This is a genomic window from Pseudomonas lundensis (assembly GCF_002269125.1).
Taxonomy (GTDB): domain Bacteria; phylum Pseudomonadota; class Gammaproteobacteria; order Pseudomonadales; family Pseudomonadaceae; genus Aquipseudomonas; species Aquipseudomonas lundensis_A.
This window is the reverse complement of sequence record NZ_NQKI01000014.1, coordinates 93,015-105,761: the sequence shown is the minus strand read 5'-3', so window position 1 is coordinate 105,761 and position 12,747 is coordinate 93,015. Positions and strand designations below refer to the sequence as shown.

Genomic DNA, 12,747 nt, shown 5'->3' with positions numbered 1-12,747 from the left:
TTGCCGAAGGCCGCGACTTATCAGGGTCTGAGCCTTTGGTGATGCCCGGTAAATGCCGTGTCGAGGTGGCTGGGCTCGTTCAGGGGGTCGTGGCGGAGGGCAATGTCAGCTGAAAATCGAACGGGGCCAGTTGCATCCCTTGTTCATCCACTTGCAACACCCAGCCTTGACGGTCCCAGTCGCCGAGCACAATCCGCTTGGCGGCCTGCTCACCAATTTGCAATTTATGAATCGCCGGACGATGAGTGTGGCCGTGAATCAAGGTGTGCACGCCAAACTGGGTCATGATCCGCGGAATTTCTTCAGGGGTAACGTCGACAATGTCGTTGGCTTTCATGCGGGTTTGGGCGCGACTTTCGCTGCGCAGTTTCCGTGCGAGTTTATGGCGGACGCTTAATGGCAAGTGCCGCAAAACCCACAAAGTCACAGGGTTGCGCAGGTAGCGTCGCAAGCGCATGTAAGCTTCGTCGCGGGTACAAAGACTGTCGCCGTGCATCAGGAGCACGGGGTCGCCGTAAAAGTCCACAACGCTAGGGTCTTTAAGCAGGGTGCAGCCGGCCGCTTTGCAAAAGGCCCGGCCTAATAAGAAGTCACGGTTACCATGCATGAGAAACACGTCGGTACCGCTATCGCTCAGGGCTCGCAGTGCGTCACAAATCGAGCGCTGGTAGGGCGTCATTGCATCGTCGCCGATCCAGGCTTCAAAAAAGTCGCCCAAAATGTACAGCGCCTGAGCCGAGCGCGCGCGCCCGGTCAGGAAATTCAGAAACGCCCGGGTAATGTCCGGGCGCTCCTCTTCCAGATGCAAATCTGAAATCAGCAGTATCACTCAATGATCTCGGCTTTCTCGATGATCACGTCGTCTGCAGGTACGTCCTGGTGGCCGGCTTTGGAAGTGGTTGCGACACCTTTGATCTTGTCGACAACGTCCTGACCTTCTACGACTTCGCCAAATACCGCGTAGCCCCAGCCCTGAACGGTTTTAGCGCTGTGGTTCAGGAAGCTGTTGTCAGCCACGTTGATGAAGAATTGAGCAGAAGCAGAATGCGGCTCCATGGTGCGGGCCATGGCAACCGAGTACTTCTTGTTCGGCAGGCCGTTGTCGGCTTCGTTCTGGATGCTTGGGCGCTTGTCTTTCTTTTCTTTCATGCCAGGCTCAAAACCGCCGCCCTGGATCATGAAGTTGCCGATTACACGGTGAAAAACGGTGTTTTCGTAGTGGCCGGCTTTTACGTATTCGATGAAGTTGGCAACCGTGATCGGCGCTTTTTCAGCGTTTAGCTGGATCACGATATCGCCGTGGTTGGTGCTCAATTTTACTTTTGACATGGGGTTATCGCTCTATCAGAGAATTCGTTGGGCTCGGAGGTGGCATCTTGCGTCTCAACCCCTGAGCTGGCTGGGTAGATACAGCCGCGGGGCGGAGTTTAGCGTGCTCGCGCGCCATTTCGATGCGGTTTTTACGATATGGGTACTAAAAGCGGCGATTTCAAATGCTTTGATTGACTGCCTGCTCTGTCGGTGGCTTGACAGCATCGGCTATGATAGGCGCTTTGATTTAGTCGGCCGACCCAGGCCGCGCACTCGTTATGTTCAAGGATCCTATGAGCAAGCCCACTGTCGACCCCACTCTGAATCCAAAGGCTGGCCCAGCTGTCCCGGCCAATTTCCTGCGTCCAATCGTTCAGGCTGACCTTGACTCGGGTAAATGCAAACAGATCGTGACCCGCTTCCCGCCTGAGCCCAACGGTTACCTGCACATTGGTCACGCCAAATCCATTTGCGTGAACTTCGGGCTGGCTGAAGAGTTTGGTGGTGTCACGCACCTGCGTTTTGACGACACCAACCCGGCCAAGGAAGACCAGGAATACATTGATGCCATCGAAAGTGATGTCAAATGGCTGGGCTTTCAATGGTCCGGCGAAGTGCGCTATGCCTCTCAGTATTTTGACCAGTTGCACGAGTGGGCGGTTTACCTCATTAAAGAGGGCAAGGCCTACGTCTGCGACCTGACTCCCGAGCAGGCCAAAGAGTACCGCGGTAGCTTGACTGAGCCAGGTAAAAACAGCCCGTTCCGTGATCGTGGCGTCGAAGAAAACCTCGACCTGTTTGCGCGCATGAAGGCGGGGGAGTTCGAAGATGGCAAGCGTGTGTTGCGCGCCAAAATTGACATGACTTCGCCGAACATGAACCTGCGCGACCCGATTCTGTATCGCATTCGCCATGCTCATCACCATCAGACTGGCGATAAGTGGTGCATCTACCCGAACTATGACTTCACCCATGGTCAATCTGACGCCATCGAAGGGATTACCCATTCGATCTGCACGCTGGAGTTTGAAGGTCACCGCCCTCTGTACGAGTGGTTCCTCGACAACTTGCCGGTGCCGAGCAAGCCTCGTCAGTACGAGTTCTCGCGCCTGAACCTGAACTACACCATCACCAGCAAGCGCAAGCTCAAGCAGTTGGTTGATGAAAAGCATGTCAATGGCTGGGACGACCCGCGCATGTCCACGTTGTCGGGTTTCCGCCGCCGTGGCTACACGCCCAAGTCGATCCGTAACTTCTGCGACATGGTAGGCACCAACCGGTCCGACGGAGTGGTCGATTTCGGCATGCTGGAATTCAGCATCCGCGACGACCTGGATCGTAGCGCGCCGCGTGCCATGTGCGTTTTGCGTCCGCTGAAGGTCGTGATTACCAACTACCCGGAAGGTCAGGTTGAAAACCTTGAGCTGCCTTGCCATCCCAAAGAAGACATGGGTATCCGTGTGCTGCCGTTCGCACGCGAGATCTATATCGACCGTGATGACTTCATGGAAGAGCCGCCTAAAGGGTACAAGCGCCTTGAGCCTGCGGGCGAAGTGCGTTTGCGTGGCAGCTATGTGATCCGCGCAGATGAAGCGATCAAGGACGCAGCGGGGAATATCGTCGAGCTTCGCTGCTCGTACGATCCTGAAACCCTGGGCAAAAACCCGGAGGGCCGCAAGGTCAAAGGGGTCGTGCACTGGGTGCCAGCAGCTGCCAGCGTTGAGTGTGAAGTGCGCCTTTATGATCGTCTGTTTCGTTCGCCGAACCCTGAAAAGGCTGAGGACGGTGCGGGTTTCCTTGAAAACATCAACCCTGACTCGTTGCAGGTCCTGACCGGCTGTCGTGCTGAGCCTTCTCTTGGTAATGCACAACCTGAAGACCGTTTCCAGTTCGAGCGCGAAGGTTACTTCTGCGCGGATATCAAGGACTCGAAACCTGGTCGCCCGGTATTCAACCGCACTGTGACCCTGCGCGATTCTTGGGGTCAGTGAGTCAGTTTTAAGGAAGTCGTCGTGCTAACGATCTACAACACGCTCACCAAGAGCAAAGAAGTTTTCAAGCCGCTGGACGGCAATAAAGTGCGCATGTACGTGTGCGGCATGACCGTCTATGACTATTGCCATTTGGGTCATGGTCGCAGCATGGTTGCTTTCGACCTGATCACCCGCTGGTTGCGCTTCAGCGGGTATGACTTGACCTACGTGCGCAACATCACGGATATCGACGACAAGATTATTAACCGTGCGGTCCAAAATAATGAATCCTTCACTGCGCTGACCGAGCGCATGATTGCTGCAATGCATGAAGATGAAGCGCGGCTCAATATCCGCAAGCCGGACATGGAACCGCGTGCGACTGACCACATTGCTGGCATGCGCGCGATGATTCAGACCTTGATCGACAAGGGCTTTGCCTACGCGCCGGGTAACGGTGACGTGTACTACCGCGTGGCCAAGTTCATGGGCTACGGCAAGTTGTCGCGCAAGAAGATTGAAGACCTGCGTATCGGTGCGCGCATAGAAGTCGACGAAGCCAAGGACGATCCACTGGATTTCGTCTTGTGGAAAGGCGTCAAGCCGGGTGAGCCGAGCTGGGAGTCGCCGTGGGGGCCGGGGCGTCCGGGGTGGCACATTGAATGCTCGGTGATGTCCACTTGCTGCCTGGGTGAAACGTTCGATATTCACGGTGGCGGCAGCGATCTTGAGTTCCCGCACCATGAAAACGAAATCGCCCAGAGTGAGGCGGCTACGGGCAAGACCTATGCCAATGCCTGGATGCACTGCGGGATGATCCGCATCAATGGCGAGAAGATGTCCAAATCCTTGAACAACTTCTTCACCATTCGCGACGTGTTGGAGAAATATCACCCGGAAGTGGTGCGTTATCTGTTGGTGTCCAGTCACTACCGCAGCGCGATCAATTATTCGGAAGACAACCTGAAAGACGCAAAAGCCGCTCTTGAGCGTTTCTACCATGCGCTCAAAGGCTTGCCGAAAGCTGAGCCTGCGGGTGGTGAGGCGTTTGTAGAGCGTTTTACTCAGGTGATGAATGACGATTTCGGGACGCCGGAAGCGTGCGCGGTCTTATTTGAGATGGTCCGTGAAATCAATCGCCTGCGTGACGCTGATCTGAACGCGGCGGCTGGCCTCGCTGCCCGTCTCAAGCAATTGGCGGATGTGCTGGGTGTCTTGCAGCTTGAAGCAGAGGATTTCTTGCAGGCAGGTGCTGAGGGCAAGGTCGACGCAGCTCAGGTAGAGGCGCTGATCGCGGCGCGTTTGGCGGCGCGTGCAGCGAAAGACTGGGCTGAATCCGATCGTATTCGTGATCAGTTGACCGAAATGGGCGTTGTGCTCGAAGACGGTAAGGGCGCAACCTCCTGGCGTTTGGCTGACTGATTAATCGCCGCACAAACAAAAGCCCGCTCCGTGCGGGCTTTTGTTTGTCTGGATATTTAGTGCCAACAAAAACGGCACCCGCAGGTGCCGTCGGACAGAATTGCTTGAGCGCTTAGCTGTGCAGCGATTCTGCGGCGTAGAGCGTGTTCTCAAGGAGGCAGGCACGCGTCATCGGGCCTACGCCGCCCGGAACGGGGGTGATCCAGCCTGCGCGGGGCAGGGCGGTCTCGTAAACCACATCGCCCACCAACTTGCCATCAGCCTGGCGGTTGATCCCGACGTCGATCACGATAGCGCCTTCTTTTATCCACTCGCCTTTGACCAGGCCTGGTTTGCCAGCTGCCACCACCACTAAGTCGGCTCGACCGACATGGCCAGCCAGATCTTTAGTGAAGCGGTGGGTTACCGTCACCGTGCAGCCTGCCAGCAACAACTCCATTGCCATCGGACGGCCCACAATGTTGGAGGCGCCTACGACTACAGCGTCCATGCCGTACAGGTTTTGACCTGTGCTTTCCAGCAGGGCCATGATGCCTTTGGGGGTGCAAGGGCGTAGCAGCGGGATGCGTTGTGCCAGGCGACCGACGTTGTAAGGGTGAAAACCGTCCACGTCCTTGTCCGGGCGGATGCGTTCCAGAAGTTTGGAAGCATCCAGGTGCTCAGGGAGTGGTAGTTGCAGCAGGATACCGTCGATGTTTGCGTCTTCATTAAGACGGTCGATCAAATCGGTCAGGTCTTGCTGAGTGGTGTTAGAAGGCAGGTCATAGGCTTGTGAAAGAAAACCTACCTCTTCGCAGTCTTTACGCTTGTGCGAAACATAAACCTGGGAGGCAGGATCGCTGCCGACCAGAATCACTGCCAGGCCCGGAGTGCGCAGGCCTTGCTCGTGACGCTCGGCAACACGTTTGGCAATCTGCTGGCGCAGGCTGGCGGCGATCGCTTTGCCGTCGATTAGTTGTGCAGTCATTACGCGTGATTAACCATCGAAAAGGGTGGAAAAAGGGCGTGCATTCTCGCATGCCATGGCGTGAGGGCAAAGGCGCTTGGTCTGCTTATTCCCCTAACCCCTTTATATTTCTAAACTTTTTTTAAAAAAGAGTTGACGACTTACCGACTCACCTATAACATTCGTCGCACTTGTCGGGCACAGCCTAGCACTGGTTAAGAAGGTAGAGCGAAGCTGATGTCTAGCTTGGTGATACTGAAAGCACTTAGTTTGTAGTCGTCACAGAGTACAGATTAATAAGGCGCCCGTAGCTCAGCTGGATAGAGCATCCGCCTTCTAAGCGGATGGTCGCAGGTTCGAGTCCTGCCGGGTGCGCCATTAGGCAGCTTTGGCACAAGTAAGCGGTACAGGCAATATGGTGGGCGTAGCTCAGTTGGTAGAGCACGGGATTGTGACTCCCGTTGTCGAGGGTTCGATTCCCTTCGTCCACCCCATATTTAGAAAGGCGCCAGATTAATAGTCTGGCGTCTTTGCTTCAAAAGTTTGAAATGCGGATGTGGTGGAATTGGTAGACACACTGGATTTAGGTTCCAGCGCCGCAAGGTGTGAGAGTTCGAGTCTCTCCGTCCGCACCAAATTAGTGGTTCGTCCACTTGCTGAAAAAGGCGCAGCACCTGAAAAGGGCTGCGCTTTTTTCGTTTTTGCGTTTTCAATTTTCAAACGCTAGCAGTCGTGCTAAAGAGTCGAGCTTGTTGAGTCCGGATGTATGGCTGGATGGAGCCCTCTATATAGACAGAAGGCTCTGGTTCAGCAATTAGGGTTAAAAGTTGTGTTTCCGGGAGTAAGCGAATGCTTGCTGCTCCTTCTTAATGCGCCTGCTGTTTCCATGTACAAATGCGGTAGGGTGACTTCTTGAGTTTGACCCACTAGAATGCATGCCCTTGATTATGGGGTCGGAAACGGCCGGCTAACGTCTGTGCAACGAGGAATATCCATGCAAGTTTCTGTTGAAAATACTTCCGCTCTTGAGCGTCGCATGACCATTGGCGTGCCAGCTGAGCGAATTGAGGCTGAAGTCAACAAGCGTCTGCAACAGACTGCCCAAAAGGCCAAGATCCCGGGCTTTCGTCCAGGCAAAGTGCCAATGAGCGTGATCCGTCAGCGTTACGAAGCTGATGCACGTCAAGAAGCACTGGGCAACATCATCCAGGCTTCTTTTTATGAAGCAGTGGTTGAGCAAAAGCTGAACCCGGCGGGTCAGCCATCGGTAGAGCCTAAAGTCTTTGAAAAAGGCAAGGATCTGGAATACATCGCCACTTTCGAAGTTTTCCCGGAATTCGAAGTGACCGGTCTGGATACTATTGCTGTCGAACGCCTCAGTGCTGAAGTGGCTGATGCTGATCTGGACAAAATGCTGGAAGTCCTGCGCAAGCAGAACACTCGTTTTGAAGTCACTGAGCGTGCCGCACAAAACGAAGACCAACTGAATATCGATTTCGTTGGCAAGGTTGACGGCGAAGTATTTGCTGGCGGTTCTGCCAAAGGCACTCAGCTGGTTCTGGGTTCGGGTCGTATGATCCCGGGTTTCGAAGAAGGTCTGGTGGGCGCTAAGGCGGGTGAAGAGCGCGTTCTGACCCTGACATTCCCTGAGGATTATCAGAACCTTGATCTGGCAGGCAAAACTGCCGAGTTCACTGTGACGGTCAACACCGTTTCTGAGCCAAAGCTGCCTGAATTGAATGAAGAATTCTTCGCTCAGTTCGGTATCAAAGAGACAGGCCTTGAAGGTTTCCGCGCCGAAGTTCGTAAGAACATGGAGCGTGAGCTGCGTCAGGCGATTAAGTCCAAGGTTAAGAACCAGGTGATGGAAGGCCTGCTGGCTGCCAACCCGATCGAAGTGCCGAAGGCGCTGTTGTCGAGCGAAGTTGACCGTCTGCGCGTTCAGGCCGTTCAGCAGTTCGGCGGCAATATCAAGCCGGATCAACTGCCAGCCGAGCTGTTCGAAGAGCAAGCCAAGCGTCGCGTTGTACTGGGTCTGATCGTGGCCGAGGTGGTTAAGCAGTTCGATCTGAAGCCAGACGAAGATCGCGTTCGTGAAATGATTCAGGAAATGGCTTCTGCTTACCAAGAGCCGGAGCAGGTTGTGGCCTGGTACTACAAAAATGACCAGCAATTGAACGAAGTTCGTTCGGTTGTGCTGGAAGAACAAGTTGTGGATACTGTTCTGCAGAAGGCTAAGGTGACCGACAAGTCGGTCTCTTACGAAGAAGCTGTCAAGCCGGTGGAAGCTCCACAAGCCGACTGATTTCAGATTCGTTTGAAAACACAACCATAAGCCAGCCTCGAGCTGGCTTATGCGTATTCAAGACAGAACTATTTGGGAGTGACTGCAGGACATGTCCCGCAATTCTTATATGCAGCAGAACTCTGACATTCAAGCCGCTGGCGGCTTGGTCCCGATGGTTGTTGAGCAGTCCGCCCGTGGCGAGCGCGCCTATGACATTTATTCGCGCCTGTTGAAGGAGCGAATCATCTTCCTGGTGGGCCCTGTAGAAGACTACATGGCCAACCTGGTAGCGGCGCAACTGCTCTTCCTTGAAGCCGAAAACCCGGACAAGGACATCCATCTTTACATCAACTCCCCTGGTGGCTCGGTAACCGCAGGTATGTCGATCTACGACACCATGCAGTTCATCAAGCCTGACGTGTCGACCATTTGTATCGGTCAGGCATGCAGCATGGGGGCATTCCTGCTGGCTGGTGGTGCGCCGGGCAAGCGTCATTGCTTGCCAAATTCGCGAATGATGATTCACCAGCCACTGGGCGGTTTCCAGGGTCAGGCGTCGGATATCGACATTCATGCCAAGGAAATCCTCAACATCCGTCATCGTTTGAACTCGCTGTTGGCGCATCACACGGGTCAATCCCTCGAGACCATCGAGCGTGACACCGAGCGTGACAACTTCATGAGTGCCGAGCGTGCAGCCGAATATGGCTTGATCGACTCGGTGTTCAGCAAGCGTCAAATGCCCGCTTAAGCAGCTCAAATGTAGGTGGCTGGTTTTTCCGGTCACCTGTGGGCTTGAAAAAGCCTGCAGTTGCCTTCATCTTGTGTTGCAAGCCTATCGGATTTGGATCGATCGAATGACTGACACCCGCAACGGCGAGGACAACGGCAAATTGCTCTATTGCTCCTTCTGTGGCAAAAGCCAGCATGAAGTGCGCAAATTGATTGCCGGCCCCTCGGTCTTTATCTGCGACGAATGCGTTGACCTGTGCAATGACATCATCCGTGAGGAGGTGCAGGAAGCCCAGGCCGAGAGCAGCGCGCATAAATTACCATCGCCAAAAGAAATCAGCGGCATCCTTGATCAGTATGTAATCGGTCAGGAACGTGCCAAAAAGGTTTTGGCTGTAGCGGTTTATAACCACTACAAGCGTCTTAACCAACGTGACAAAAAGAACGACGACGTCGAACTGGGCAAGAGTAATATCCTGCTTATCGGTCCTACTGGTTCGGGTAAAACCCTGCTGGCAGAGACCTTGGCTCGTTTGCTGAATGTACCTTTCACCATTGCAGATGCGACCACGCTGACTGAAGCGGGTTACGTAGGTGAAGACGTTGAAAATATCATTCAGAAGCTGTTGCAGAAGTGCGATTACGATGTAGAGAAAGCTCAGATGGGCATTGTCTACATCGACGAAATCGACAAGATCTCGCGTAAATCTGACAATCCGTCCATTACCCGGGATGTTTCCGGTGAAGGCGTGCAGCAGGCGCTTTTGAAGCTGATCGAAGGTACAGTGGCCTCCGTTCCGCCCCAAGGCGGTCGCAAGCATCCTCAGCAAGAGTTTTTGCAGGTTGATACCCGCAACATTCTCTTTATCTGTGGCGGCGCTTTCTCCGGTCTGGAAAAAGTCGTTCAGGCTCGCTCCACGCGCGGCGGTATTGGCTTCAGTGCTGAAGTTCGCAGCAAGGAAGAGGGCAAGAAGGTGGGTGAATCCCTGCGTGAGGTCGAGCCTGACGATTTGGTCAAGTTTGGTCTGATTCCGGAATTCGTAGGTCGTCTCCCTGTTCTGGCGACGCTTGATGAGCTTGACGAAGCTGCACTGATGCAGATTCTCACTGAGCCTAAAAATGCGTTGACCAAGCAGTATGGCAAGTTGTTCGAGATGGAAGGTGTTGATCTTGAATTTCGTGCCGATGCGCTTAAAGCTGTCGCCAAGCGTGCACTTGAACGCAAAACAGGTGCTCGCGGTCTGCGTTCGATTCTGGAAGGCGTACTGCTCGACACCATGTATGAAATCCCCTCGCAGTCCGAGGTGAGTAAAGTGGTGATCGATGAAAGCGTTATTGAAGGCAAGTCCAAGCCATTGTTGATTTATGAAAACAACGATGCGACTGCCAAGGCTGCACCAGACGTGTAAATGTGTAGCTCTTTGTTACATGGTGCGTGTTTAACAAAGGGGCCTTCGGGCCCCTTTGTTTTTACTGCCTATCAACGCTTGTTTTTTTTAGAGACTGCCCCCATCTTGGCTTCAAGCTTACTTCCATCTGATTACGGCCGTATGGCCGCCGTAGAGGCGAAATCATGAAGACAACCATCGAATTGCCTCTCCTGCCGTTGCGTGATGTTGTTGTGTATCCGCACATGGTGATCCCACTGTTCGTGGGACGCGAGAAGTCGATCGAGGCCCTCGAGGCTGCGATGACGGGCGACAAGCAAATCCTGCTGTTGGCACAAAAAAATCCTGCTGACGATGATCCCAGTGCCGATGCACTTTATGGCGTAGGTACGATTGCCACTGTTTTGCAGTTGCTGAAGCTGCCAGACGGTACCGTTAAGGTTCTGGTCGAGGGAGAGCAGCGTGGCGCTGTGGAAAAATTTGGGCAAGCTGATGGCTACTTGAGCGCCGAAGTTTCCTTGATTGAAGAAGCGGCTGCGCCTGAGCGTGAGTCCGAAGTATTTGTACGCAGCCTGCTCTCGCAATTTGAGCAGTATGTGCAGTTGGGCAAAAAAGTACCGGCTGAGGTGTTGTCATCGCTTAACAGCATTGATGAGCCTAGCCGTCTGGTCGATACGATGGCTGCCCATATGGCACTCAAGATCGAACAGAAGCAGGAAATTCTCGAAATTATTGATCTGCAAACCCGGGTTGAGCATGTACTTGCTTTGCTGGACGCCGAAATTGATCTGCTGCAGGTCGAAAAGCGCATTCGCGGCCGTGTCAAAAAGCAGATGGAGCGCAGTCAGCGCGAGTACTACCTGAATGAGCAGATGAAGGCCATTCAGAAAGAGCTCGGTGATGGCGACGAAGGCCACAACGAAATTGAAGAGCTGAAAAAGCGCATCGATGCAGCCGGGCTGCCAAAAGATGCCATGGCCAAAGCCCAGGCTGAGCTTAATAAGCTTAAGCAGATGTCTCCGATGTCGGCAGAAGCCACCGTAGTTCGCTCTTACATCGACTGGCTGGTTCAGGTGCCTTGGAAAGCTCAGAGCAAAGTACGCCTGGACCTCAAGCGTGCTGAAGACATCCTTGATGCTGACCATTATGGTCTAGAGGAAGTTAAAGAGCGGATTCTTGAATATCTCGCCGTGCAAAAGCGGGTGAAGAAAATCCGCGGACCGGTGCTGTGCCTGGTGGGGCCTCCGGGTGTCGGTAAAACCTCGCTTGCCGAGTCGATTGCCCACGCAACCAATCGTAAGTTCGTGCGTATGGCTTTGGGTGGTGTGCGTGACGAGGCTGAAATTCGTGGTCATCGTCGTACCTATATCGGTTCGATGCCCGGTCGATTGATTCAAAAGATGACCAAGGTGGGTGTTCGTAATCCGCTGTTCTTGCTCGATGAAATCGACAAAATGGGCAGTGATATGCGTGGCGATCCCGCTTCGGCATTGCTCGAAGTACTCGATCCTGAGCAAAACCACAACTTCAACGACCATTACCTCGAGGTTGACTACGACCTGTCCGATGTAATGTTCCTGTGCACCTCCAACTCCATGAACATTCCGCCAGCCTTGCTGGACCGGATGGAGGTGATTCGTCTGCCGGGTTATACCGAAGACGAAAAAATCAACATCGCTGTCAAATACCTTGCACCCAAGCAAATCGAGGCCAACGGTCTTAAAAAAGGCGAATTGGCATTCGACAACGAAGCCATTCGCGACATCATCCGTTATTACACCCGTGAAGCGGGTGTGCGGGGGCTTGAGCGTCAAATTGCCAAGATCTGCCGTAAGGCGGTCAAAGAGCATGCATTGGAGAAACGCTTCTCTGTTGTGGTGACGTCTGATTTGCTGGAGCACTTTTTAGGTGTAAGAAAATTCAGTTATGGCTTGGCCGAGCAGCAAGATCAGATTGGTCAGGTTACCGGTCTTGCCTGGACTCAGGTTGGTGGCGAACTGTTGACGATTGAAGCCGCTGTGGTGCCGGGTAAAGGTCAACTGATCAAGACCGGCTCGCTTGGCGATGTAATGGTCGAGTCGATTACGGCAGCACTTACGGTCGTGCGCAGTCGCGCTAAAAGTCTCGGTATCCCGTTGGATTTTCACGAGAAACGCGACATTCACATCCATATGCCCGAAGGTGCTACGCCTAAGGACGGCCCAAGCGCGGGTGTCGGGATGTGCACCGCTTTGGTCTCCGCCCTGACGCTGATTCCAGTGCGCGCAGATGTTGCGATGACGGGTGAAATTACTCTACGTGGTCAGGTATTGGCCATTGGAGGCTTGAAGGAAAAACTATTGGCTGCTCACCGCGGTGGGATCAAGACAGTAATTATTCCCGAAGAAAATGTCCGTGATCTGAAGGAAATTCCTGACAACATCAAACAGGATCTTCAAATCAAACCGGTTAAATGGATTGACGAAGTCCTGCAAATTGCGCTGCAATACGCGCCGGAGCCCTTGCCGGATGTGGCTTCCGAGATTGTCGCCAAGGAAGACAAACGAGAGTCTGACTCTAAGGAAAGAATTAGCACGCATTAATACGGATTCGCCTGAGGGGCTTTCTTGACGCTTTTTAGAGCCCTTGTTATAAAGCGGCTCTATAAGTGTCCGTAAGTGCTTCAGCAGTCGTTTTGCTTTTACCAAA

General features: G+C 53.6%; 9 protein-coding genes and 3 tRNA genes. 9 read left to right on the top strand and 3 right to left on the bottom strand.

What is annotated here, in order from left to right; genetic code table 11:
• Positions 1-79: 79 nt before the first annotated feature.
• Positions 80-829, bottom strand: a complete 750-nt coding sequence (gene lpxH / locus CJF39_RS11210; protein ID WP_094993486.1) for a UDP-2,3-diacylglucosamine diphosphatase — start codon at positions 827-829, stop codon at positions 80-82.
• Positions 826-1,329, bottom strand: coding sequence for a peptidylprolyl isomerase (locus CJF39_RS11205; RefSeq protein WP_094993485.1), 504 nt, complete (start codon positions 1,327-1,329; stop codon positions 826-828). Before CJF39_RS11205 ends, lpxH begins: the two co-directional genes overlap by 4 nt.
• A gap of 275 nt (positions 1,330-1,604) precedes the next feature.
• Between CJF39_RS11205 and CJF39_RS11200 the strand changes: the two genes are divergently transcribed.
• Positions 1,605-3,302 carry a glutamine--tRNA ligase/YqeY domain fusion protein gene (locus tag CJF39_RS11200; protein WP_094993484.1) on the top strand — a complete coding sequence of 566 codons (1,698 nt, stop codon included), beginning with the start codon at positions 1,605-1,607 and terminating at the stop codon, positions 3,300-3,302.
• 21 nt (positions 3,303-3,323) lie between these two features.
• Positions 3,324-4,706, top strand: coding sequence for a cysteine--tRNA ligase (gene cysS, locus CJF39_RS11195; protein ID WP_094993483.1), 1,383 nt, complete (start codon positions 3,324-3,326; stop codon positions 4,704-4,706).
• 112 nt (positions 4,707-4,818) lie between these two features.
• Here the strand turns inward: cysS and folD are convergent, their stop codons facing one another.
• Positions 4,819-5,673: a bifunctional methylenetetrahydrofolate dehydrogenase/methenyltetrahydrofolate cyclohydrolase FolD gene (gene folD / locus CJF39_RS11190; protein WP_094993482.1), complete on the bottom strand. Its 855-nt coding sequence runs from the start codon at positions 5,671-5,673 to the stop codon at positions 4,819-4,821.
• Positions 5,674-5,953: 280 nt separating this feature from the next.
• Here folD and CJF39_RS11185 point away from each other — a divergent pair.
• The 7 genes from CJF39_RS11185 to lon all read left to right on the top strand — a co-directional run bounded on the left by CJF39_RS11185 (position 5,954) and on the right by lon (position 12,641).
• Positions 5,954-6,030: transfer RNA gene (locus CJF39_RS11185), tRNA-Arg, on the top strand.
• Between the two features lie 40 nt (positions 6,031-6,070).
• Positions 6,071-6,146 (top strand) — tRNA-His (locus CJF39_RS11180).
• Positions 6,147-6,202: 56 nt separating this feature from the next.
• Positions 6,203-6,287, top strand: a tRNA-Leu gene (locus tag CJF39_RS11175).
• A gap of 359 nt (positions 6,288-6,646) precedes the next feature.
• Positions 6,647-7,957: a trigger factor gene (tig, locus tag CJF39_RS11170; protein WP_047276601.1), complete on the top strand. Its 1,311-nt coding sequence runs from the start codon at positions 6,647-6,649 to the stop codon at positions 7,955-7,957.
• 91 nt (positions 7,958-8,048) lie between these two features.
• On the top strand, positions 8,049-8,690 hold the full coding sequence (clpP, locus tag CJF39_RS11165) for an ATP-dependent Clp endopeptidase proteolytic subunit ClpP (RefSeq protein ID WP_094993481.1): 642 nt from the start codon (positions 8,049-8,051) through the stop codon (positions 8,688-8,690).
• Positions 8,691-8,796: 106 nt separating this feature from the next.
• A complete protein-coding gene (gene clpX / locus CJF39_RS11160) occupies positions 8,797-10,080 on the top strand; it encodes an ATP-dependent Clp protease ATP-binding subunit ClpX (RefSeq protein ID WP_094993480.1) in 1,284 nt (427 codons plus the stop codon).
• 164 nt (positions 10,081-10,244) lie between these two features.
• The gene (gene lon, locus CJF39_RS11155) at positions 10,245-12,641 is read left to right on the top strand and encodes an endopeptidase La (protein WP_094993479.1); all 2,397 of its coding nucleotides are present in this window, start codon (positions 10,245-10,247) and stop codon (positions 12,639-12,641) included.
• Positions 12,642-12,747: the final 106 nt, after the last annotated feature.

Excerpts from the sequence above, each read along its gene's own strand:
- CJF39_RS11205 (WP_094993485.1), bottom strand. The coding sequence starts at position 1,329 with ATGTCAAAAGTAAAATTGAGCACCAACCACGGCGATATCGTGATCCAG.
- CJF39_RS11200 (WP_094993484.1), top strand. The coding sequence starts at position 1,605 with ATGAGCAAGCCCACTGTCGACCCCACTCTGAATCCAAAGGCTGGCCCA.
- folD (WP_094993482.1), bottom strand. The coding sequence starts at position 5,673 with ATGACTGCACAACTAATCGACGGCAAAGCGATCGCCGCCAGCCTGCGC.
- tig (WP_047276601.1), top strand. The coding sequence starts at position 6,647 with ATGCAAGTTTCTGTTGAAAATACTTCCGCTCTTGAGCGTCGCATGACC.
- clpP (WP_094993481.1), top strand. The coding sequence starts at position 8,049 with ATGTCCCGCAATTCTTATATGCAGCAGAACTCTGACATTCAAGCCGCT.
- clpX (WP_094993480.1), top strand. The coding sequence starts at position 8,797 with ATGACTGACACCCGCAACGGCGAGGACAACGGCAAATTGCTCTATTGC.
- lon (WP_094993479.1), top strand. The coding sequence starts at position 10,245 with ATGAAGACAACCATCGAATTGCCTCTCCTGCCGTTGCGTGATGTTGTT.